General features: G+C 68.0%; 18 protein-coding genes. 10 read left to right on the top strand and 8 right to left on the bottom strand.

Annotated features, from left to right (window positions below; translation table 11 throughout):
• The first annotated feature begins 22 nt into the window (after nt 1–22).
• On the top strand, nt 23–1150 hold the full coding sequence (locus BCM27_RS23175; protein WP_004018922.1) for an NDMA-dependent alcohol dehydrogenase: 1128 nt from the start codon (nt 23–25) through the stop codon (nt 1148–1150).
• Nucleotides 1151–1174: 24 nt separating this feature from the next.
• Here BCM27_RS23175 and BCM27_RS23170 read toward each other — a convergent pair whose 3' ends face one another.
• Nucleotides 1175–1744: a potassium channel family protein gene (locus BCM27_RS23170; protein WP_004018921.1), complete on the bottom strand. Its 570-nt coding sequence runs from the start codon at nt 1742–1744 to the stop codon at nt 1175–1177.
• Nucleotides 1741–3738, bottom strand: coding sequence for a M13 family metallopeptidase (locus BCM27_RS23165; protein WP_004018920.1), 1998 nt, complete (start codon nt 3736–3738; stop codon nt 1741–1743). The genes BCM27_RS23170 and BCM27_RS23165 overlap by 4 nt, the downstream gene beginning before the upstream one ends.
• 481 nt (nt 3739–4219) lie before the next feature.
• Between BCM27_RS23165 and BCM27_RS23160 the strand changes: the two genes are divergently transcribed.
• A complete protein-coding gene (locus BCM27_RS23160; RefSeq protein WP_239450633.1) occupies nt 4220–5536 on the top strand; it encodes an IS256 family transposase in 1317 nt (438 codons plus the stop codon).
• A 228-nt stretch (nt 5537–5764) separates the two neighbouring features.
• Here the strand turns inward: BCM27_RS23160 and BCM27_RS23155 are convergent, their stop codons facing one another.
• Nucleotides 5765–7027, bottom strand: a complete 1263-nt coding sequence (locus BCM27_RS23155; RefSeq protein WP_004023778.1) for an HNH endonuclease signature motif containing protein — start codon at nt 7025–7027, stop codon at nt 5765–5767.
• Between the two features lie 511 nt (nt 7028–7538).
• Here BCM27_RS23155 and BCM27_RS23150 point away from each other — a divergent pair.
• Nucleotides 7539–8993, top strand: a complete 1455-nt coding sequence (locus BCM27_RS23150) for a dihydrolipoyl dehydrogenase family protein (RefSeq protein WP_004023777.1) — start codon at nt 7539–7541, stop codon at nt 8991–8993.
• 41 nt (nt 8994–9034) lie between these two features.
• On the opposite strand, the gene BCM27_RS23145 is transcribed toward BCM27_RS23150, so the two are convergent.
• Nucleotides 9035–9481 carry a pyridoxamine 5'-phosphate oxidase family protein gene (locus tag BCM27_RS23145; protein ID WP_004023776.1) on the bottom strand — a complete coding sequence of 149 codons (447 nt, stop codon included), beginning with the start codon at nt 9479–9481 and terminating at the stop codon, nt 9035–9037.
• Nucleotides 9482–9579: 98 nt separating this feature from the next.
• Between BCM27_RS23145 and BCM27_RS23140 the strand changes: the two genes are divergently transcribed.
• From BCM27_RS23140 to BCM27_RS23130, 3 genes are all read left to right on the top strand, one after another.
• Nucleotides 9580–10323, top strand: a complete 744-nt coding sequence (locus tag BCM27_RS23140) for a FadR/GntR family transcriptional regulator (RefSeq protein WP_033205985.1) — start codon at nt 9580–9582, stop codon at nt 10321–10323.
• Nucleotides 10323–11042, top strand: coding sequence for a sterol desaturase family protein (locus BCM27_RS23135; protein ID WP_004023774.1), 720 nt, complete (start codon nt 10323–10325; stop codon nt 11040–11042). Before BCM27_RS23140 ends, BCM27_RS23135 begins: the two co-directional genes overlap by 1 nt.
• 76 nt (nt 11043–11118) lie before the next feature.
• The gene (locus BCM27_RS23130) at nt 11119–12042 is read left to right on the top strand and encodes an NAD-dependent epimerase/dehydratase family protein (RefSeq protein ID WP_004023773.1); all 924 of its coding nucleotides are present in this window, start codon (nt 11119–11121) and stop codon (nt 12040–12042) included.
• A gap of 10 nt (nt 12043–12052) precedes the next feature.
• Here the strand turns inward: BCM27_RS23130 and BCM27_RS23125 are convergent, their stop codons facing one another.
• Nucleotides 12053–12796, bottom strand: coding sequence for a pirin family protein (locus BCM27_RS23125; protein WP_004023772.1), 744 nt, complete (start codon nt 12794–12796; stop codon nt 12053–12055).
• A 203-nt stretch (nt 12797–12999) separates the two neighbouring features.
• On the opposite strand from BCM27_RS23125, the gene BCM27_RS23120 reads away from it, so the two are divergent.
• On the top strand, nt 13000–14637 hold the full coding sequence (locus BCM27_RS23120; RefSeq protein WP_033205988.1) for an NTF2-like N-terminal transpeptidase domain-containing protein: 1638 nt from the start codon (nt 13000–13002) through the stop codon (nt 14635–14637).
• A gap of 23 nt (nt 14638–14660) precedes the next feature.
• Here BCM27_RS23120 and BCM27_RS23115 read toward each other — a convergent pair whose 3' ends face one another.
• Both BCM27_RS23115 and BCM27_RS23110 read right to left on the bottom strand, forming a co-directional pair.
• Nucleotides 14661–15125, bottom strand: coding sequence for a DUF3054 domain-containing protein (locus tag BCM27_RS23115; protein ID WP_004023770.1), 465 nt, complete (start codon nt 15123–15125; stop codon nt 14661–14663).
• A 6-nt stretch (nt 15126–15131) separates the two neighbouring features.
• Nucleotides 15132–16400 (bottom strand): lysylphosphatidylglycerol synthase transmembrane domain-containing protein, encoded by a 1269-nt coding sequence (locus BCM27_RS23110; RefSeq protein WP_239450632.1) that lies wholly within the window; start codon nt 16398–16400, stop codon nt 15132–15134.
• Nucleotides 16401–16477: 77 nt separating this feature from the next.
• Here BCM27_RS23110 and BCM27_RS23105 point away from each other — a divergent pair, with 77 nt between their 5' ends.
• From BCM27_RS23105 to BCM27_RS23095, 3 genes are read left to right on the top strand one after another with little or no spacing between them, the layout of a single operon-like run.
• A complete protein-coding gene (locus BCM27_RS23105) occupies nt 16478–17812 on the top strand; it encodes an AI-2E family transporter (RefSeq protein ID WP_033206015.1) in 1335 nt (444 codons plus the stop codon).
• Nucleotides 17809–19044 (top strand): MacS family sensor histidine kinase, encoded by a 1236-nt coding sequence (gene macS / locus BCM27_RS23100; RefSeq protein ID WP_004023767.1) that lies wholly within the window; start codon nt 17809–17811, stop codon nt 19042–19044. The genes BCM27_RS23105 and macS overlap by 4 nt, the downstream gene beginning before the upstream one ends.
• Nucleotides 19041–19718, top strand: coding sequence for a response regulator (locus tag BCM27_RS23095; protein WP_004023766.1), 678 nt, complete (start codon nt 19041–19043; stop codon nt 19716–19718). Before macS ends, BCM27_RS23095 begins: the two co-directional genes overlap by 4 nt.
• Before the next feature lie 60 nt (nt 19719–19778).
• On the opposite strand, the gene BCM27_RS23090 is transcribed toward BCM27_RS23095, so the two are convergent.
• The gene (locus BCM27_RS23090) at nt 19779–23024 is read right to left on the bottom strand and encodes an MMPL family transporter (RefSeq protein WP_004023765.1); all 3246 of its coding nucleotides are present in this window, start codon (nt 23022–23024) and stop codon (nt 19779–19781) included.
• Between the last annotated feature and the right edge of the window lie 158 nt (nt 23025–23182).

Below are 23182 nucleotides of genomic sequence, written 5' to 3'. Positions count from 1 at the left end.
GTAGCACGAGCGAGGAGCACGAATGAAGACCAAAGGTGCAGTTCTGCGCAATCCGGGCGAAGAGTGGAAGATCGAGGAGTTCGAGCTCGGCGATCCGGTCGCGGGTGAAGTCCAGGTCAAACTCGTCAGCTCGGGTCTGTGCCACTCGGATCACCACCTGCGAACCGGCGACAGCCCGGCGCCGATGCCGGTACTCGGCGGTCACGAGGGTGCCGGTGTCGTGACCAAGGTGGGTCCAGGCGTCACCCGCCTCAAAGAAGGCGATCACGTCGTCACCGCGTTCATCCCCGCCTGCGGCACGTGTGAGCCGTGCTCGCGCGGCCAGCAGAACATCTGCGACGAGGGTGCGCGCCTGCTGACCGGTTTGTCCATCGCCGACGACACCAACCGCGCGTACACGCACGACGGGGTGCCCCTGGTGCAGATGTGCATGCTCGGTACGTTCGCGCCCTACATCACCGTCAACCAGGCGTCCCTGGTCAAGATCGAAGACGACATCCCCCTCCAGGCAGCCGCGCTGCTCGGCTGTGGTGTCGCCACCGGATGGGGGTCGGCTGTCGAGATCGGCGGAACCCACGCCGGCGACACCGTCGTCATCGTGGGCATCGGTGGCGTGGGCATCAACTCGGTGCAGGGAGCGGCGGCGGCCGGCGCGCGTAACGTCATCGCCGTCGACCCTGTGCCGTTCAAGCTGCAGATGGCCGAGAAGCTCGGTGCCACACACACCTTCTCGTCGATGGAGGAGGCGCTCGAGGCGATCGGCGACATCACCTGGGGCAAGATGGCCAACACCACCATCCTGACGGTCGGTGAGATCGACGGCTCGATGATCGCCCCGGCCCTCGCACTGACGGGCAAGGCGGGACAGGTCGTCGTGGTCGGTATGGGCAATTTCCAGTCGATGGACGCCCAGATGAACCTCTTCGACCTCACCCTCATGCAGAAGCGCGTGCAGGGCGCGATCTTCGGTGGCGCGAGCCCCCGTACCCAGGTTCCGGCGCTGCTCAACGAATACCGCGCCGGCAAGCTCAATCTCGACGATCTGGTGACCCAGACCTACCGTCTCGATCAGATCAACGAGGCGTACGACGACATGCTGGCGGGCAACAACATCCGCGGCATGATCGTCTACGGCGACGACGACTACTGAGCCTGACTGTTCAACGACGCCAGGTCACCGTCCGGTGGCCTGGCGTCGCTGGTTCACCAGCAGATTGAGGAAGCGCACTCCCAGGCCGAGGAGCAGCAGGGTGCTCGCCATCTGGATCGACACCGCGACGCGCGCACCTTGCGAATCCGGCGCGATGTCGCCGAAACCCGTCGTGGTGAACACGGTGAGGCAGAAGTACAGCGCGTCGACCCGGGTGAGCGACTCGTTGAAACTGCCGGGATCGTACTCGGAGAACAGGAAATACGTCGTCGCGAATGCGACGATGTAGAACCCGGCCAGCGCCACCAGCATCTCCATCGCGGTCGCGACGGGTCGGTCGGAACCGGCGAACTTGCGGACCTCCCAGACACAGAACGCGATCAGCAACGCGGCCCCGACGACCAGCCCGAGATAGTTCAGGTCGCTCTCTTTGTCGATGGGCAGCAGGAAATACCCGGCGAGCAGGACGACAGCGGCTCCGATAGGTCGCAGCAGGGCGACCGTGAGTTCGCGTCCCCGGACCAGACCCAGTGATGCGGCCGTACCCGGCGGACCCTCGTCGCGCGGACCGGGTCCGCCGGGCACGTCGTTCACCAGATCCGCACGCGTTCGGCGGGGTCCAGGTACAGCGAGTCCCCGGGCTCGACGTCGAAGGCGTCGTAGAACGCGTCCATGTTGCGGACGACGCCGTTGCATCGGAACTCCGGCGGCGAGTGCGGGTCGATCGAGAGGCGCCGGATGGCTTCGGCATCTCGGGTCTTGGTCCGCCAGATCTGCGCCCAGCTGTAGAACACGCGCTGTGTTCCGGTCAGGCCGTCGATGATCGGCGGTTCGGCCCCGCTTGCCTCGTTCGCGATCTGGTACGCGACGAGTCCGATCGACAATCCGCCGAGGTCACCGATGTTCTCACCGATGGTGAAGTCGCCGTTGACCTTGTGCTCGGGATCGAGTCCGGTCGGGGTGAACTCACCGTATTGGTCGATGAGTTTGCGTGTCCGGGAGGAGAACTCGGTGCGGTCGGTGTCGGTCCACCAGTCGACGAGGTTGCCGTCACCGTCGTACTTCGCGCCCTGATCGTCGAATCCGTGCCCGATCTCGTGACCGATGACCGCGCCGATGCCGCCATAGTTGACCGCGTTGTCGGCGTCGGGGTCGAAGAAAGGCGGCTGCAGGATCGCGGCCGGGAACACGATCTCGTTCATGCCGGGGTTGTAGTAGGCGTTGACCGTCTGCGGGGTCATGAACCATTCGTCGTGGTCGACCGGTGAGCCGATCTTGGCGAACTCGCGGTCCTGCTCGAACGACGCGGACCGGGCGACGTTCCCGATGAGGTCGCCGCGGTCGACGCTCAACGAGCTGTAGTCGCGCCACTTGGCCGGGTAGCCGATCTTGGGGGTGAACTTGCCGAGCTTGACCAGCGCCTTCTCCCGGGTCGCCGGGGTCATCCACGGCAGGTCGGAGATGTTGCGGCGGTAGGCCTCGACCAGGTTGGCGATCAGCTCGTCCATCCGTGCCTTGGCCTCGGGCGGGAAATGCTTGGCCACATAGAGTTTGCCGACCGCGAATCCCATCGCGGCCTCGACGAACCCGACGCCCCGCTTCCACCGGTCGCGGTTGGCCTCCGCGCCGGTCAGGATCCGACCGTAGAAGTCGAAGTTCTCGTCGACGAACGGTGCGGACAGGTACGACGCGGCCGAATGCACGAGCCGCCAGGTCAGCCAGGTCTTCCACTCGTCGAGGGGGCGATCCGTGAGGAGGCCGGCGACGCCCGACAGGAACGACGGCTGCGCGACGACGACCTCGGCGAAGGTCGCGTCACCGCTGGTGCCCAGGCCGCCGAACCACTCCGAAAACGGGAAACCGTCTGCGGTGGTGCTCAACTCGTCGAGCGACATGAGGTTGTACGTGAGCTCGGCATCGCGGCGCCGGACCACATCCCAGTGCTGAGCGGCGATGGCCGTCTCGAGGTCGAGGACCGTCGCGGCCCGGGCGGCGGCGGCGTCGAATCCGGCGAGCTTGAACATGCGCTCGACGTGCGCGACGTACGCCGTCCTGGTCTCGGCGTGCTTGTCCTCCCGGTAGTAGGACTCGTCGGGAAGTCCGAGACCGGATTGCGTCAGGTGCACGAGGTATCGGTCGGACTGCTTCGCATCCGTGTCGACGTAGTAACCGATGAGGCCACCGGTGCCGTGGCGCTGTAACCGTCCGATCCGCCGGGCGAGCGCCTCGAGCGAGTCGATGGCCGCGATCTTCTCCAGTTCGCCCGTGATCGGGCCGATCCCGAGGGCCTCGATGTGGTCGGTGTCCATGAACGACGCGTACAGGTCGCCGATCTTCTGCTCGTCGGAACCGCTCTCCGGGTTCGACGAGGCGCAGTCGGTGATGATGTCGCGCACGTTCTCCTCGGAGTTGTCGCGCAGCACGTGGAAGGCGCCGTCGACGGAACGGTCGTCGGGGATGACGTGCGACTCGAGCCACTTGCCGTTGACGTGAGCGAACAAGTCGTCCTGGACGCGGACGGAATCGTCGACCCACTCGAGGTCGAGTCCGGAGCTGAGGTCGGTATTCGATGCAGTCACGCGCTCCATCCTGTCACCGGATCGTCCATTCGTCAGCCGCCTCCGCCGTGGGCGAAATCGGAGAGTCCCTGGTCGTTGCCGGGCGAGACCTTCGTGACGGCCTCGAGCCCGACCCCCGCTCCCTGAGGAGCGAGCTTGCGAGCGTCACGAAGGGTCCTGCTGAGATGCGTGGCAGACCCTTCGTGACGCGCCCTCCGCAAGCTCCGGGCGCTCCTCAGCTCAGGGAGGGGGGTTGGTCGTGCTCTCTGCAAGCTCGGGGCGCCCCAATTGTGACTGACAGACTTCAACTCGACTCCTAGACGTCGATCGAAGTCTGCCGGTCGAGTTGAAGTCTGCCGGTCGCCGGCCCAACGCCCTCTGGCTCTTTCGGGTTAGGGAGCGGGGGCTGACGCGCCCTCCGCAAGCCCCGGGCGTTCCTCGGGGGACTGTCGTGAGAACGGTGTAAGTGGCCTTACCGCCCTCGGTGTGTCGGGGGCAGGAAGGTCGCATCATGACCGACACTCTGGTGGCTGTGGAGCCATCTGATGAACACGATGACGGGATCGTCGAGGTGCCTGCGGACCGCAGCGTCGATGAACTTGAGGTAGCCCGCGAGCTGGTCCGCCAGGCCCGGGAGGCCGGGGTCCGCCTGACCGGTCCGGATGGGTTGCTCAAAGCGATGACCAAAACGGTGCTCGAGACGGCGCTCGATGAAGAGATGTCTGAGCATCTCGGTTACGACAAGCACGACCAGCGTGGTCGTGGGAGTGGCAACTCGCGCAACGGGTCTCGGTCGAAGACCGTGCTGACTGATGCGTGTGGGCAGGTCGAGATCGATGTCCCCCGGGACCGGGCGGGCACCTTCGAGCCGCAGATCGTGAAGAAGCGCCAACGCCGCTTGACTGATGTGGATGAGGTGGTGCTGTCGCTGTATGCCCGTGGGCTCACCACCGGTGAAATCAGCGCCCATTTCGCCGACATCTACGGTGCTGCGGTCTCCAAAGACACGATCAGCCGGATCACCGACCGGGTGCTCGAAGAGATGGCCACCTGGCATGCCCGTCCGCTCGAACGCGTCTACGCCGCGGTGTTCATCGACGCCATCCATGTCAAAATCCGCGATGGGCAGGTAGGGCCCCGGCCGATCTACGCCGCGATCGGGGTGGATCTGGCCGGGCATCGTGACGTGCTCGGGATGTGGGCAGGTGAAGGCGATGGTGAGTCGGCAAAGTACTGGCTGGCGGTGCTTACCGAGCTGAAGAACCGGGGTGTAGCCGACATCTTCTTCCTCGTCTGCGACGGGCTAAAAGGCCTGCCGCAATCGGTCGGGGCGGTCTTTCCCGACACGGTGGTGCAGACGTGTGTCATCCATCTGATCCGGGGCACATTCCGCTATGCCGGCCGCCAGCACCGCGATGCTATCGCCAAGGCGATCAAACCGATCTACACCGCCCCCACCGCTGCAGCCGCGGCCGAGGCGCTGGATGCGTTCGACGCCGAGTGGGGGCACCGGTACCCGGCAGCTATCCGGTTGTGGCGCAACGCATGGCAAGAATTCATACCGTTTCTCGACTACGACATCGAGGTCCGTAAGGTGATCTGCTCGACAAATGCGATCGAGTCACTCAACGTCCGCTACCGGCGCGCAGTGCGGGCTCGTGGGCATTTCCCGAACGAGCAATCGGCGCTAAAGTGCCTGTACCTGGTGACCCGGTCGCTCGACCCGACCGGCACCGGACAGAAACGATGGACAATGCGGTGGAAACCAGCACTCAACGCATTCGCCATCACCTTCGCCGACCGCATGCCGGCCAGCGAGGACAACTAACCGAAAACGCCACTTACACCGTTAATCTGATACTCCCTTCCTCGGGGGCAGGGCGGGGCCAGTGGGTCTGCGGTTCTCCCGAACATGCGTCGCCCGGTCACCCCGGGACGGCAGTGTCGAGTGAAATCACTGTGGAGTTGTCAAGGAACACATGCAGTCCCGGGCATGAGTCGGGTGCGGAAGGTGCTGCGCGAAAGGGTGCGATCGGGGTGTCGGTCAGGTGGCTGTTCAGGCGGCGTCGTCGAGTCGCATAGTGCGTCGGTTGTAGGCGGGCAACGGTCGGCGGCGTGGGTCCATGGTCGCGGGTGGCACGAGCCAGGGGTGTCGGTCGAAACCCATGACGATGTCCCAGCCGTGGTGGTGGACCTGGGTGTGGCAGCGCTGGCACAGCAGACACCCGTTGTCGAGGTCGGTGGGACCGCCGTCGGCCCACGGCCTGATGTGATGCACCTGCGTATGGGACGGCGGCGCACCACATTTGACGCAACACGCGTCGCGGACGATGACCGCCTTGCGTAAGTGTGCCGGATACAACCGGTGGGTGTGACCCATCTGCAGCGGTACGCCCTGACTGTCGAGAATGATCTCGGTCAGCGAGCCGTCGCACGACACCTCTTTGGCGGTCGCTTGGCTGACCGATCCGGTCCACGGCAGCGTCGCCAGGTCTCCGGTCGCGGGAATGGTCAACATCAGTTGGGTGCGCGGGGAACCAACGGTGTCGAGGGTAGCGCCGATCGCGGCTTGGTCGAGGATCAACTCGAAAGCGTCGGCGCGGCGTTGCTCGGCGGTGCGCCGGTCCTCGGCGCCGTCGGGTTCGGGCCGCGGACAGGACCGTTCGTCGATCATCGCCATGAACTTCTCACCGACCACCTGGGTGAGGTCGGCGCGCACCTCGACGCGGCCGTCATCGGTGGTGCGTGCGTTGACCGCGTTCAGGCTCGCATCGTCGGCCGCTGGGATGATCCCGCTGTCAGCGGCGCCGGCGAGTGTGTTGGCGATGGCCCGGGCGTGCTTGAGTACTTTTGTCGGAGTCGCGCCCGAGAGCGCTTGCGCGATGAGTTCGATCTCGCACCGTGAGCGATCGTCGTCGGAAATACATTCGGCGCAGCACTTCTCGATCTGGTTCATGCCGCGAACAATGGCGTCGACGATTTCGCTGGACAGTCGCCCGTCGGCGGCATGACGGGACAGCGCCGGCAAAATGGGCAGAGCATCGACACTTCGCATGGTGCGGTGGGCGGCGGCGGGTGCGTGGCCGCTCTCGATCAGTAACTTCTTGGTGGTGCTACCGGCTTTCTGTGCTACGCCGAGGTCGTCGAGTTGTGCTGCGTGCGCGACGATCTGATGATCGGCAAGGTTTCGGATCAGGCGCCACGTGTCGAGGGCGTCGAGAGTTTCTCTGCCTGTTCGGTCGTCGGCGGGTGGGGTGGTCTCGATGAGTCGATCGAGGAGAGTGGCTAGCTCTGGCATGACTCCAAGGTACCGGAACATGCGTTCGATTACGAGGAGTTTCCACAGGCCCGAAATACGAATTCATCGACTGTGCAGTGGTTTTCGTCGACTGTGCGTTCATTGGCTTTGACTGTGCAACCCCCGTCGACCGGGGTGCACTCCAGTCACATCCATGTCCGTTCGGGGGAAATGTGTTGTGTCCTCAGTGGAGCGGAGGTCTGAGAACTCTCCCGGGCCGCATCCGCAACCCGCCGTGGCTGGGGCGCAACGCTCGTCGGGGTCATTCAGCGGCGTCGGGTCACCGAGTGGCTTCGACTCGGCGCCTCGACCTCGACGCGCTCCTTCGTCGCTTGCTCGGCCCGGCGGCTTCGCTCGGTGCCGGCTCAACCAGCGGGGGATCGAGCGCCGGCTCGAGAACGGCAACGGCGCTTCTGTCCACTCGGTGCCTCCCGCGCAGCGTCTCAGAGCGACTCCCAGGAGTCGCGCACCGCTCTCCTCGGAACGTGCGCACTCGCCGACCGCGGAGGCGAAACCCACCTACGCTGAACCCATGGATGCAACCTTCGACGTCGTCGTGATCGGTGGCGGTCCGGTGGGCGAGAACGTCGCCGACTACGCGATCCGGGGCAGTGATCGAACCGCTGCCGTCATCGAGCACGAACTCATGGGCGGTGAGTGCTCGTACTGGGCGTGTATGCCGAGCAAGGCGCTGCTGGGTCCGGGGTCGGCGCTCGAGGAGGCTCGTGCCCTGGCGGGCGCGCGTGAACGTGTGAGCGGGGAACTGCCCGACGCCGCCGGCGTCCTCGGGTGGCGCGACACCGTGACCGGGCGTCGCGAGGGACCCGGTGCCACGCACGACGACGCCGGTCAGGTGCGGTGGGCGGAAGGTGCGGGTATCGACGTGATCCGCGGACACGGGCGGATCTCGGGGGAGCGCCAGGTGACCGTCGGTGACACGGTGTTGACGGCGCGCGAGGCAGTGGTCGTCGCAACCGGCAGCACGGCGTCGATCCCGCCGACGCCGGGTCTGGCGGACGCGCTCCCCTGGACGTCCCGCGACGCGACGAATCTCGTCGACGTACCGGATCGCGTCCTGGTCCTCGGCGGCGGCGTGGTGGCCTGCGAGGCGGTGACCTGGTTGCTCGATCTCGGGGTGCGTGAGGTCGTGATGGCCATCCGGGGCGACCGGCTACTACCCAAGATGGAGTCGTTCGTCCCGCAGCTGATCGCGGAGTCGTTCACCCGTCGCGGCGTCGACATCCGGTTCGGCACGACGATCGAGTCCGTCGATCGGCCCGACGTCGCCGCCACGGGCTACGGACGCATCCACGGCGGGCCCGCGACCGTCCACCTTGCCGGGGACGGGGCCGGCAGGATCGTCGTCGACGAGATCCTGGTGGCCGCGGGACGCTCGCCCGCGACGCGGGATCTGGGTCTCGAGTCGGTGGGTCTCGAGGCGGGCGGCCCGCTCCGCGTCGACGACCACCTGACGGTGGCGGACCATCCGTGGCTCTACGCGGTGGGAGATGTGAACGGCCGTAATGCGTTGACGCACATGGGCAAGTACCAGGCGCGGGTGGCCGGCGACGTGATCGCCGCGCGCGCGGAGGGCCGCGGCCTGGACGGCCCACGGTTCGCCGCGGCCTCGGACCATGGCGCGGTTCCGCAGGTGGTGTTCACCCGGCCGGAGATCGCAGCGGTCGGCCTGACCGAGAGACAGGCGAAGGACGCCGGGGTCGACGTGCGGATCGCCGACGGGGACATCTCGGTCGCGGGGTCGTATCTGACCGATCCGGAGTACTCGGGCCACGCCCGTCTCGTCGTCGACGCGAGCCGCGACATCCTCGTGGGGGCGACGTTCGTGGGGCCGCAGACAGCGGAACTCGTGCATTCGGCGACCGTGGCGATCGTCGGTGAGGTCCCGCTGTCGCGGCTGTGGCACGCGGTCCCGTCGTATCCGACGATCAGTGAGGTGTGGCTGCGGCTGCTCGATCAGCTGCGATGAACCGCGGCCCGGTGGGCTGAGGCCGGGGCCCGATCCGCGGGTCAGAAGCTCAGTCGCCGGATCCTGTCCGGCCGGATGACGATCCGCACCCAGTCATCGGCGAGGATCTCGGCGAGATCCTGGGCGCGGGTGGGGTCGTCGAGGTCCCAGTAGCGCTCGGCGAGTCGGGTCGCGAGGTCGCGTGCGGCGTCGCCGTCGGTCTCGACCCGCGCCGGACCGGCTATGGCGATCCAGCGTTCGCGCTCGTCGGCCGGTGTGGCGACCACGATCGAGGCCCGCGGGTCGGAGGCGAGTCGGCGGACCTTGAGCGAATCGGGGCCGGTGAAGAGCTGGACCTCACCCTCTGGCGTCGCCTCGAACCAGACGGGGCGGGGCTGCGGGGGAGTCGGGCCGGTGGCCGTCGAGAAGAAGCCGAGGAGGGGGCGGGCCAGGAACTCGAGGTCGTCGGTGCCGAGGGTGTCCGAGGAGATCGCAGTGGTGTCGCTCATGGTCGGTACAACCCGCGCGGCGGCCGATCATTCCATGACCGCCGGGGAATTGGTCTGACCACTTGACCACCAGGCCTGCGGCGGTCTACGGTCGGCGCATGCCGTTCGAGCCCGTGTCCCAGCAGAGCGCGCCCGAGATCGTCTTCGACCAGATCGTCGAAGGTGTCCTGTCCGGTGATCTGCCGGCGGGTGAGGCTCTGCCCAGCGAACGCGAGTTGGCGCGCATCCTCGGTGTGTCGCGGCCCACCGTGCGGGAAGCGTTGAAGCGGGTGGCAGCCGCAGGCCTGGTCTCCATCCGCCAGGGCGATGGCGCACGGGTCCAGGACATCGCACGCACGGGCGGTCTCGATCTGTTGCCGCGCTTGCTCATCCGGGGCGGTGCGCTTGTGCCGAGCGTTGCGCGCTCGATCGTCGAGGCGCGCGCGGCGGTGGGGCCGGACGTCGCGGGTCTCGCCGCGAAGCGGGCGACAAGCGACCACATCGAGAGGCTGTCGTTGGTGCTCGCCGACGTCGCCGTCGAACCGGACCCGGTCGCCCACCAGGTCGTCGCACTCGAATTCTGGAGCACGGTCGTCGACGCGGCCGACTCCATCGCCTTCCGTCTCATGTACAACTCGCTCCGCGCCGCGTACGAGCCTGCGGTTCCCGCGCTCGCATCGATGCTGGAGCCGGAGGTGGGGAACATCGAGGGCTATCGAGCGGTCGTCGATGCGATCGGTACACACGATCCCGAACGCGCGGCGACCGCCGCTCGTGAACTACTCGCTCCCGCGACAGCGTCCCTACTCGACCTCTGCCGGGCGCTCGAAGACGCCGAATCCGTTCCCGGAGAGGAGAGCTGATGTCTGCCGACGACATCGATGCCAGAGCCCGCCGCCAGGTGGCGGCCGAAGAACGGCGCATGCGGTCACGCAGGTCGACGACCCTGCGGGACGCATTCACCGAGTTCCTGCGACACCCGTCGCCCTGGATGATCACCGCTTTCCTCGTGATCTCGTTCGCGGCGCGGATACGGTTGGGCGGCTGGGGTTTTGCCGACCTGGTGGTCCCGGTCGTGATGATCGCGAGCTTCCCGCTGGCGGAATGGCTGATCCACGTCTTCGTGTTGCACTGGCGGCCGAAGCGGTGGGGTCCCATCACCATCGATCCCCTGGTCGCGCGGAAGCATCGGGAACATCACGCGAACCCTCGGAACATCCCGCTGGTGTTCATTCCGTGGCAGGTGCTGGTCACGGTCGTCCTCGCGGCTGTCGCGGTGGGGCTCGTCGTATTCGCCAGTGCAGAACGGGGTCTCACGTTCATGGTGACGCTCGCGGCGATCGGACTGGTCTACGAATGGACGCACTATCTGATCCACTCCGACTACCGGCCGCGCCACGCATACTATCGCCGGTTGTGGCGGAATCACCGCTTTCACCACTATCGCAACGAGCACTACTGGTTCGCGGTCACGACGGCCGGGACCGCCGACCGGTTGTTGCACACCTACCCCGACCCGGAGACGGTCGAGAAGTCGCCCACGGCAAAGGATCTGCACGCGCTCTCGCGGACAGCGGACTGACCGGAGAAGTCCATCACGTTGCGTTTTGTCCCGGTAACCGGGACAAAACGCAACCTGATCCGGGAGACTTTCGCGCATGCGGGTATTCGTGACCGGCGGTACGGGGGCCATCGGGGGATACGCGGTGCCCGCAATGATCGCCGCCGGACACGACGTGCGTGCCCTCGCGCGAACGGATGCCGCCGCGTCCGCATTGCGTGCTCACGGCGCCACCCCGGTTCGGGTGTCGTTGTTCGATCGTGACGGCCTCGCCGAGAGCTTCGACCACTGCGCCGCGGTGGTCAATCTCGCCTCGGCGCTCCCGGGCACGGCCTCGTTCGTCCGACTGTCGGCCTGGACGGACTGCCACCGCATCCGACGGGAGGGCTCGGCAGCGGTGGTCGATGCGGCCATCGCCGCCGGCGTGCCGCGAGTGCTGCAGGAGTCGGTTGTCATGGTGTACACCGATTCCGGGGACCGTTGGATCGACGAGGAATCGCCCGTCGATCACTATCCGATCGCGACCGGCAATCATGCCGCCGAGGCGTCGGCCCATCGCTTCACCGATTCCGGTGGCGCCGGCGTCGTGCTCCGGTTCGGACTGTTCTACGGTGCCGGCGCCGCTCACAGCGAACAACTGATGTCGCTCGCGCGGCGTCGGGTCGGCTTCCGGGCGGGCCGTCCCGATGCCTACGTCTCCTCGATCCATCTCGCCGATGCCGCCGCAGCCGTGGTGTCTGCGCTCCACGTCGATTCCGGCACCTACAACATCGTCGACGATCTACCGGTCACCAAGCGGAACCACACGGCTGCCCTGGCCGGCGCGGTCGGCAGGCATCCTGTGGTGACCGGACCCGGTCGTGCTGCACTGCTGCTCGGCGAGCGCACCACGTCGCTGACCCGATCGCTCCGGGTGTCCAACAAGCGGTTTCGGTCAGCCGGTGGATGGCAGCCGCGATATCACTCGGTGTGGGAGGGGTACGCGCAGATGGCGCGCCGGCTCGGCGTCGGGTCGAGCTGATCAGCCGGCGCTAGCCACCGCCCAACCCGGCAGCCATCGACCACACCAGCACCTCGGCGTCGGTGTGGGCGGTGATCGAGAACGGCTCTGTGTCGGCGCCCCGCACGGCGTCGCCCGGATCGAGTACACCGATCTCGTCGATGCCGACCTGTCCGTCCACGACGAACAGATGGGTGAACCGGCAACCGGGTGCCTCGACGGTCTCGCCGGATCGAAGTCGTGCCGCGTACAGGGTGGCGCCCGAGTTGGCGACGGAGATCGCCGGGTTGCGGCCCGGGTCGCCGGACGCGATCGGTACGAGACCACCGGCGGCGAGACGCTCGCGGACGTCGGCCTGCTCATACGAGGGAGCGAGGCCGTGGCGGTCGGGCATCAACCACATCTGGACGTACCGGACGGGATCGCTGCCGGAACCGGCGAGATCGGGCCAGGCGTCGTTGCGCTCGGAGTGCTCAACCCCGGTACCTGCGCTCATCCGTTGGACCAGGCCGGGGTAGAGGACCCCGGAGTGCCCCGCCGAGTCGCGGTGGACCAGCGTCCCCGAGACCACCCAGGTCACGATCTCGCTCTCCTGATGGGAGTGCAGGTCGAAGCCCGCGCCCGGCGCGACGACCTCGTCGTTGACCGCCAGCAATGCGCCGAAATGGGTGTTCGACGGGTCGTAGTTGTCGCCGAACGAGAAGCAGTGCCGCGAGGTCAGCCAGTCGGTGGCGGTGACGGCACGATCGTCACTGCGGAACACGGTGAAAACCATGTATTCATTGTCGCAGTCCGGCAAGCTGAGGACGGTCGGGGACGACCGGGTCCGGCGGTGTCGATGCCGAAGCCGGACGACGATCTCGCACGTTCGCGAAGTGTCAAAGGTCCCGGCGACGAGATGAGTTCGTGACCGGCTTGATCCCCGAATGGAAGCTCGCGGCGTCGATTTCGAGTGTTACACGAGTGAAAATTGGTGTCATGAAGATCTGGGTCAAGCGCGCGACGTCAGCCGCTTGCGCCGCGGTCACGTGCGCGGTCATGGTGAGTTCCTGTGGATTCGCCGGTTCGTCGGACACGGGTGCCGCTGCCGCCATCGATGCATTCGCCGCCGCACTGAGCCGACAGGACGCCGGCGGGGCCGCGACGTTCACCACCGCGCCGGGACAGGCCGGTGACAGTCTCACCACCACTTTGAAACAGATGTCCGCTCAGCGGGTCGACGTCGACGTCGAGAACCCCGTCGAATACAGCGACGGGACGGCCACGTTCTCGGTCACCACCACCTGGAACTGGGACAAGGGCCGCGAGTACGAGTCGACCAGCGGCGGCACCGCGCGCAAACTCTCATCGGGCTGGAAGGTCACCTGGGACCCCGCGATCCTGCATGCCGGTCTCACCGCCGGTGGCACCCTCCGCGAGATCCGCACCGATGCGAAGCCGGCGCCGACCGTGCGCAGCCGTTCCGGCAAGGTCTTCATGTACGCCCAGCCGGTCAACGAGATCGTCCTCGACCCCACCCGCACCGCCGATCTGAACGCCTCGGTGCGGGCGCTGGCCGGGGTGATCGCACCCATCGCCCCGATGATCACCGGGCAGGTGATCCGCGAGAAGCTCGACGCGACCCCCGGCAAGGCGATCACCGCGGTCGGACTGCGTGACTCCGACATGGAGGTCCTCGCGGGTGACCCGCGGCGCGTACCCGGCGTCACGGTCAATCGGTCCGACCAGCTCGTGATGGCCGACCGGCGGCTCTCCTCGCCCCTCGAGGACGGACTGACCAACTACTGGCAGGCCATCCGCGATGCCACCGCCGGGTGGCAGGTCGAGATGCTGGGTCCGGGGGCGGCACCCCGCAAACTGGCGGGCGAGCAGGGTCCGCCCGGGCCGGACGTGCCGACGACCGTCGATCAGGGCATCCAGCTGACCCTGGGCGATGCGGCCGTCGAGGTGGGCCAGCCGGCGACCATCCTGACCCTCGACGCGCAGACCGGCGCGATCCTCGGGATGGCGCAGAACTCGTACGCGATCGACAGCGGTGTCGACATCGACCGCCCGTATCCGGTCGGTACGACGCTCAACCCGGTCTTCGACGCGATCGGGCGAGCTGCGGGGCCGCAGCACGAGCGCGGCGACGAACTCCTCGATCGGCTCGGGCTCGGCGTCCAGTTCACGGTGCCGGGCGCAAGCGTTCCCACCCCGGATCGTCCCGGTATCGCGACCATCGACTTCCGGCCCGGTCAGAGCATGATGTCGATGACGAACATGGCCGCCTTCGGTGTCGCCATGGCGCGCAGCGCCGCCGGCCAGACGTCCTCGGTACCGCCGTTCGTACTGAAGAACGTGCCCACGAAGGTCTCCGGAGGCGACCTCGGCGGCCTCGACCCGGCCGTCGTCCGGCCGGTTCTCCAGGCGATGACCTCGACGGCCGCCACCGGTGATGCCAGTGACCTGACCCGGGCCCCGGGACTGCGCGCCCTGGTGGGCACCAACGGTCCGGAGGGGCCGGGATGGTTCGTGGGTCTGCAGGGCGGCCAGGTCGTCGTGATCTACACCGAGGGACCGAAGTCGGGAACCGCCGCGCTCCAGGTCGCGCAGAAGTACTTCACGATCAAGTAGCTCCCCGCCAGGTCAGGGGTCGGTCAGGCGGCGGCGCGCCGACCCAGCACGGCGAAGACGGCTCGCCAGCCGAGCAGGAAGGCGGCGAGCACCACGGCCGCGACGATCACGAAACTGACCGCCACCCCCTGGCTGAGGATGAACCGCAGGATCATCGCGACGGTCACCGTGCAGAACCAGACGACGAGGCCGACCGGGACGACCCGGTCCGGACGGTAGTCGTGCCCGAAGAAATCGCTCGACCGCACGTGCGCATAGACGTAGGTGATCGACCAACCGGCCGCGCAGCCGGCCAGGAACGGCCACAGCGTGTGCAGCACCGAGGTCAGCACATACCCCTCTTCGTGGCTGGCCCGGCCGATCAGGACGAAGACCGCGATCGCCACGGCGTCGAACAGGGCTGCGACGGGAGCGGTCGCCGTTCCGCGCGCAGGCGAGGTCCCCGTCTCCGCCGTGTCGGAGCCCCGATCCGTCTTCGAGCTCAGCATGGTGGACTACCGTACCGGGTCCGACGGCGGATCGGTGTCGGACGTTCGGCCGGAGTCCCCGGGAAACCGGCCGTCGGGCTCGTCGGCGGGCGACCTGCCCGTGGTGTCGGGGCCGATGCCGTCGGAAGGCGGGAGGTCGGGACGGGCGGGGCTGTCGGGCATCGTCGGCGACGGCTCGTCGGCCGCGCGTTCGAGAACCTCGGCGTCGCGCTCCACCTCGTCGATGAACGTGTCGTCGCGCTTGATGCGGTTGCGGAACATCAGGCCGATGACCACCCAGCCGATCGCCGAGACGATGACGTAGCTGATCAGACGGTAGATGAGGACCGCGGTGATCGCGTCGGCCGCGGGCATCCCGGCGCTGGTGAGTGCGGGCACCAGCACCGCGTCGACGACACCGATACCGCCCGGCAGCAGGGGGATCGCCGAACCGACGGCCTTGCCCGCCGCGTAGGCGACCATCAGGCCCGAGATGCTCGGGTGTGCGTCGACCGCCCAGCAGGCGAACATCAGGCAGGCCACGTCGGCGACCCAGTTGAACAGGCTCCAGCCGAAGGCCACCGAGGTGTCGCGCTTGGTGAGTTGCACCGCCCGGAGCTGTTCGAGGGTCTCGAAGAGGCGCTCGGTCCCGTGGTCCTCCGGCTTGTTGCGGAGCTGATTCACCCAGCCGAGGACACGAATCCCGGTGCTCTTCAACGACTCCGGGTGGCTGGCCAGATATTGCAGCACCACCGCGACCGCGAGGAACCCGGCGACGGAGAAGACGACCGAGAACGGGCTGGTCTTCGCGCCGGCCAGCAGGGCGCCGCCGAATCCGAGGACGGCGAGACCGATACCGGCGAGCAGACCCGACATCACGACCTGCCACGACGCGATGACCGGCGTCGCACCCCACTTACGGGTCTCGCGGTAGGTGAACGCCGGGGCGAGCACCTGGCCGCCCGGCATCGTCTGGCTCAGCGAGTTGGCCGCCAGGATGACCGACAGTGACTTCCACTGCGTGACGCGCAGGCCCGCGGACCGCAAGAGCGCGCGCTGGACCTGCGCGAAGCTGTCCATCGACAGCATCGCGGCGACCAGACAGGCCGCCACCCAGTGCCACTGGATCTCGCCGATGCGGAACCAGGCGCCCTTGAGCTCGGGCCAGATGAGGACGACTTCGACGGCGAGGATGACGAGGACGACGGCGAGCAGGACCCAACGCACCCACCAGAACCGAGGACGGGTGGCCGGGGCTGCCGCGCCCCCCGGCGAGCCAACATCCTCCGACGACATACGTGCCACCCTAGGGTAGGGGGCCCGGTGTCGATGACGACCCCCGTCGGCCACCTGCACTGTCTAGTGTGACTGTCGTGACCGAAGCCGAACGAGCCGAGCGGCCGCGCGATGTCCGCGACCTTGCGTCCATCGACCGGGCCAAGGTGCACCCTCAGGTACGGGCGGCGGCGGAATGGGCGTGGCGGTTGCTGCTCCTGGTCGCGGCGGGATACGTCGCCACCAGGGTCTTCCGGGAGTTCGAAGAGGTCCTCGTCCCGGTCGCCCTCGCCATCCTGATCGCGGCCATGCTGGTCCCCGGAGTCGATGCACTCGACCGGCGTGGGTTGCCGCGGTCGCTTGCGGTGATCGTCAACCTCGTCCTGGCGATCGGGTTGCTCGCGGCGGTCATGACGTTCGTGGTCCGCGAGTTCATCGACGGCGTCCCCGAACTCGCCGAGCAGGTTCGGGTGACCGTCGAGAAGACCAGGGAATGGCTCATCAACGGGCCCCTGGGGCTCGACCGGGACCAGGTGCGCAACTTCGGCACCGACACCCTCGACTTCATCCAGCACAACCAGGACCGCGTCACCAGCGGCGCGCTGGCCACGGCCACCACGGCGAGCGAGATCATCACCGGTGCACTTCTGACGTTGTTCCTGCTGATCTTCTTCCTCTACGGCGGGGGCCAGATCTGGCAGTTCTCCGTCAAGCTGATCCCGCAGACCAACCGGAATCGGGTGTGGGAGGCGGGTATCGCCGGGTTCGGCACCCTCGTCGGCTATGTCCGGGCGACGGTCGCGGTGGCCTTCGTCGACGCCTGCGGCATCGGCATCGGACTCGCGATCCTGCAAGTACCCCTGGCGCTCCCGTTGGCGTCACTGGTCTTCCTGGGCGCGTTCATCCCGATCGTCGGCGCCCTGGTCACCGGCACCCTGGCGGTGCTGGTGGCCCTGGTGACCCAGGGCTGGATCGCGGCAGTCGTCGCCCTCGCCATCGTCGTCGGCGTCATGCAACTCGAAAGTCATGTGCTGCAGCCGTTCCTGCTCGGCCGGTCGGTGCGGTTGCACCCGGTCGCGGTCGTGCTCGGCATCGCGGCCGGACTCGTGTCGGCCGGCATCATCGGTGGCCTGCTCGCCGTGCCCCTGATCGCGTTCTTCAACACCGCGATCCGGCGTCTGAAGGGGAGCGAGGCCGACGGCGCCCACGACGACCGACGCCCGGGGGTCGTCGCCGAGCCGGATCCGCCGGTCTGGGACACCGACGATCCCGACGCAGCGGCCGAGACGCTCGCGCAGGAGGTGTCGAGCACCGACTCGCGCCGGGACGCCGAACCAGGCGACCAGGCGGATTCCGAGCCGGGTCTCACCCGGAGCGAGAAGACCGGGCCGGACCGGGAGGGACCCGACCGCGACGGGGGCGGCGCGACGTGACCCGCCGGCCGCTGCCGGGTGCGGCCACCGAGCCGGACCGGACGCGCGAACCGGCCCGACCGGCACGGGTCGTCGACCACGATCCGGTCGGCCCACTGTGGCGGGGTGCGCAGATCTTCCGGTTGCTGTCGTACCTGTATGCGCTCGGCTTCCAGATCGCCGTCAACCCCGACCTCGACCGCAGCGGCGTCGCCTGGGTGCTCTTCGGTCTGCTGTCCGCGTGGACGCTGGTCAGCGGGATCGGCTACTTCGTCGGGTTCGCGCGCAACCGGGTGTGGGTCGGCGCCGAGGTGGTCGTCGTCTGCGCGCTGATGCTGTCGACGTCGTATGTCGCCGGCGCGGACTGGGCGTGGCACAACCAGACCTGGCCCACCACCCTGTGGGCCACCAACGCCGTCATCTCGGTCGCGATCCTCACCGGCCCGGTCGGCGGGATCGTGGCTGGTCTGATCGTCGGCGGCACCAGTACCTTCGTCAAGGGCGAACTCAACCTCGACTTCGGGCGCAACGCCACGATCATCGTCATCGTCGCGACCGGCATGGCGGTCGGACTCGCGGCCGCGAACGCCCGCCGGGTCCAGGAGCAGCTGTCGCGGGCCGCGCGTATCGCGGCAGCCGCCGAGGAACGCGAGCGGCTCTCGCGCGAGGTTCACGACGGTGTCCTCCAGGTCCTGGCGCTGATCGCTCGACGCGGTCGCGAGATCGGCGGTCCGACAGACGAACTGGCCACGCTCGCGGCGGAGCAGGAGCGTGCGCTGCGTCGACTGATCTCGGACACCGACGACCCTGTCGCAAGCGACCCCGACGCGCAACGCAGCGTCGATCTGGCCGCCGCCCTCCGCGTCTTCGGCGACGGCCGGGTGTCGGTCAGCGCTCCCGCCGACCCGGTGATGATCCCGGCGCATCGGGGTGCCGAGATCCGTGCGGCGGTCGTCAACGCACTCGACAACGTGGTCAATCACGCCGGTCCCGGTGCGCGCGCGTACATCCTGGTGGAGGATCTGGGATCGGATGTGGTGGTGAGTGTGCGCGACGACGGGATCGGCATCCCGGACGGCAGGCTCGCCGAGGCGGTCGCGCAGGGACGCGTCGGGGTGTCGAAGTCGATCGTCGGGCGGATCGAATCCCTCGGCGGCACAGCGCGACTCGACACCGAAACGGGTGCGGGCACGGAGTGGGAGTTCACGGTCCCGCGGGACGAGAGCGGAAGGTCGAGGGGAGCAACGGGATGAGTGCAGGCCGGAGTGACGGAGAGCAGGCGCCGCTGCGGATCATGGTCGTCGACGACCATCCGATCTGGCGGGAGGCGGTGGCCCGTGATCTCGCCGACGAGGGATTCGACGTCGTCGCCACCGCCGACGGTGTGGGCAGCGCGGGCCGGCGTGCGGCCGCCGTCACGCCCGACGTCGTGCTGATGGACATGCAACTACCCGATGGCACCGGCACCGAGGCGACGGCCGCGGTCCTCGCGGTCTCGCCCCACACTCGCATCCTCGTCTTGTCGGCCTCCGGCGAGCGCGACGACGTGCTCGAAGCCGTGAAGGCCGGGGCCAGTGGCTATCTGGTGAAGTCGTCGTCCCGGGAAGAGCTGGTGGCGGCGGTGCGCGCCACCGCCGACGGCCAGGCGGTCTTCACGCCGGGGCTCGCGGGGCTGGTGCTTGGCGAGTACCGGCGCATGTCGCAGCAGCCCGACGCCGCGCCCGCGGCGCCCGTGCTCACCGAGCGCGAGACCGAGGTGTTGCGTCTGGTCGCAAAAGGATTGAGCGCCAAGCAGATCGCGCGGCGCCTCGACCTCAGTCACCGAACGGTCGAGAACCACGTCCAGGCAACCCTCCGCAAACTCCAGCTCGGCAACCGGGTGGAACTGACCCGCTACGTCATCGAACACGGCCTCGAGGAGGAGTGAACTCCCTCGAGGCCGTGATCACTCTGTTCGGTTCCGTACCAACGCTATTCGACCGAACGGTCACTTCTGCGAGCGACTCCGCTTCAGCAGCTCCTGGACGCTGATCTGACCGTCGTCACCGGTCTCGTCGGACCGTGCGTGCCGGTCCGTGCGGGGGCGACGACGCCGCGTCGACTCGTTCGCCGGGCGATCCTGTTCACCCGAGGCGGGACCGGTGTCAGGTCGCGGGGCGGCCGCCGGGGTGGCGTCGGCACTGAGGCCGCGCTCCATCGGCGACGGACCGTTGCTGCGACGCCCACGCGACGAGGGGGTCGCGGTCTCCGGACTCACCGACGCCGCGAGCGGGCGGCGACCGGTCTCGTCGAGGGCCGGTCGGCGGCCGAGGGGCGACCGCTGTCCGGTCGGCTCCGGGTTCGGGCGGACCGGGCCCGGGGGCGGGGTCGGGTTCGGCCGCCCACCGGTCTCCGGCACCCGTGACGGGCCCGACGGGGGAGTGACCGTCGGACGGCCGCCGTTCGTCGACCTGGGTGCGGCGTCACCGAGTCGGATTCCGCCCTCGCCCAAACTCCAGCCGCCGGTGTCGGGACGATCGCTCTTCGACAGCGCGGAGCGGCGATACGGCGTCGCGGGACGGCGTTCGGCCGGTTCGGGATTCGGGGCCGTGGGCGTGGGGGCCGGCCCGACTCGGGGCGGTGGGGTGCGCGGCGGGGTCGGCCCGGGGTTCGGGCGTCCCGTGGTCGTCGGCGGACCCACCGGGGCGCCCTGGGGGCCCGGTACCGGTCCGGGGCGGGCGGTGCCGAGCGGTCGGTCCGGAGCCGGCCGGGCCGGTGCGGCGGACCGACTGGTGCCGGCCGGTGCCCGACCCCGGCCGGGGACGGCGCCCGCCGGGACCGGTTGCCTGCGCGCCGCAGCCATCACCGAGGTCGGGGCCTCGGCCACCACGGTGCCCGCGCTCATCGGACGGGCGCCCGCACCGGCGTCGCGCTGCTCGTCGGGTTCGTCGTCGAGAACGGTCTCGCCGAGACCGATCTTGCGCTGGACCACTCGCATCCATCGCGGTGCCCACCAGCAGTCGTCGCCGAGCAACTTCATCACGGACGGCACGAGCAGCATGCGGATGACCGTGGCGTCGAGGATCAGCGCGGCGATCATGCCGAACGCGATGTACTTCATCATCACGATCTCGGACAGGCTGAACGCGCCGGTGACGACGACGAGGATCGCGGCGGCCGCGGTGATGATGCCGCCGGTGTGCGCGGTGCCGCTGCGGATCGCCTCGGTCGTGCTCGCGCCCTTCTGTCTGGCCTCGACCATTCGGGAGAGCAGGAACACCTCGTAGTCGGTCGAGAGGCCGAACACGATGGCGATGATCAGCACCAGCACGGCGGCGAACAGCGGGCCCGGGGTGAAGTTGGCCAGTTCGGCGCCGTGGCCGTCGACGAAGATCCAGGTGAGGATGCCGAGCGTGGCACCGAGGCCAAGGGCCGTCATGAGTGCGGCCTTGATGGGCAGCACGATCGAGCCGAACTGCAGGAACATCAGCAAGCCGGTGATCAGGACGAGCATGACCGCCATCAACGGAAGTCGCTGCATGAGGGCGTCGATGGAGTCCTGCGTGAGTGCCGGGGTGCCCGACACGTACATGGTGAGACCCTCGGTGTCGATCGCGCGCAACTGCTCGATCGCCTGGGCTGCGGTGTTCCGGTCCTGAAGACCCGCAGACACCTGGTACACGCCCACGTTCGGATACCGCTCGGCGTCGAAGGAGCCGAAGTCGGACTTGTCGGCGTCGCTGAACTTGTTGGTGAAGCCGGGGACCTCGTCGGCGCGTTTGGCGATCGCGTCGAGCTTGTTCTGGTCGGCCTGGCTCGACTCGTCGTAGACGATGACGAGCTTGATGGCCTCGGTCCGCTCCTGCGGGAAGTACTCGTCGAACTTCTCCTGCGCGACACGGTTGGGGTTGTCCGGCGGCAGGAACTTCTCGCTGATACCGCCGAACTGGATGCTGCCGAACGGGATGATCAGCGCGAGCAACAGGAGCACGGTCGGGACGGCGGTCCGGACCGGGTGCTTCATCACCCAGGTCGCGAGGCGTCCCCAGAAGCCGTTCTCGACCTCCTGGCTGGTCTTCATGCGGCCGCTGAACCGGCTCTCGATCGCCGCGGCACGTTCGTCGCCGGAGAAGCGGCGGGCCAGCGGCACCGCGGTGTACTTCATGATCGTGCTGATCGACAGCATGTTCACGCGGGGCCCGAGGATGCCCAGGATCGCCGGGAGGACCGTGATCGACAGGATCGCGGCGAGGGACACCGAGGCGATCGCGCCGTAGGCGACGGACTTGAGGAAGCCCTGCGGCATGATCAGCAGACACGCCAGGGCGGCGACGATGATCGTCGCGGAGAAGACCACCGTCTGGCCGGCGGTCATCACGGTTCTTCGGACCGCGGCCTTCGTCGAATACCCCTCACCGAGTTCCTCGCGGAAACGCGACACGATGAACAGGCCGTAGTCGATCGCGATGCCGAGGCCGATCAGCGTGACCACCGACTGCGCGAAGATGTTCAGCTCGGTGGTGAGCGCCAGGATCTTCATGATGCCCAGCGAACCGGCGATCGTCAGACCGCCGATGAGGACGGGGAGGCAGGCGGCGACGACGCCGCCGAACACGAAGAACAGCATGATCGCCACCAGCGGTAGCGCGAGCACCTCGGCCCGATGGATGTCCTTGTCCATGCCCTCGGCCATCGAACCGGCGACCGGTTGCAGGCCGGCGAGCTCGAAGGTCGTACCGGGTAGATCGAAACGTTCGGGAATGTCGTCGAAGAACGGTTCGATGGTCTTGTAGTTGTTCAGGACCGTCGTGTCGTCGTTGCCGGCGACGCCGATGCTGATGAAGGCGTGTCGGCCGTCCTCGGTGAACAGCCGGTCCTGCAGCGTGTTCTGGGCGGGCTGGACGAGGAACGGGTCGTACAGGCCCGGATCGGCGCGACCGACGATGTCGGGATGGGTCGCGATCAGGTCCTCGACGAACGTCTCCACCTTGGTCCCGAAGGCCTTGTCGTCGACGCGGGTGCCCTCGGGCGGCGTGATCATCAGGATGACGTCGGAGGTGTGGTCGCGTCCCAGCGCCTGGTCGGCGTACCGCGCACCGGTGTCGGACTCCGACGTCGGGTCGAACCATCCGCTCTGGCTGAGGTGCTTGCCGAGATCGAGACCGTACAGTCCGAGTCCGGCCATCATCGCGATCATCACCGCGATGACGAGGAAGCGCATTCGATAGACGAATGTGCCGATGAACCGGAACACGCTGATGTCCTTTCGTGTACGACGACGAGTCGGGCACTCTGGTCGTCCGCCGTTGCGGAGCGCCGGTGGCGATTCTGTCAGTTTCCCGAAAGATCCTGACAGTGTTGCCTGAGTGATCCCTGAGGCGTCGGCCTCGGATCACCCGCGGGCGTCCCCAC

It is taken from the genome of Gordonia terrae (genome assembly GCF_001698225.1).
Classification (GTDB): Bacteria; Actinomycetota; Actinomycetes; order Mycobacteriales; family Mycobacteriaceae; genus Gordonia; species Gordonia terrae.
This window is presented reverse-complemented; position numbering and strand designations above follow the sequence as displayed.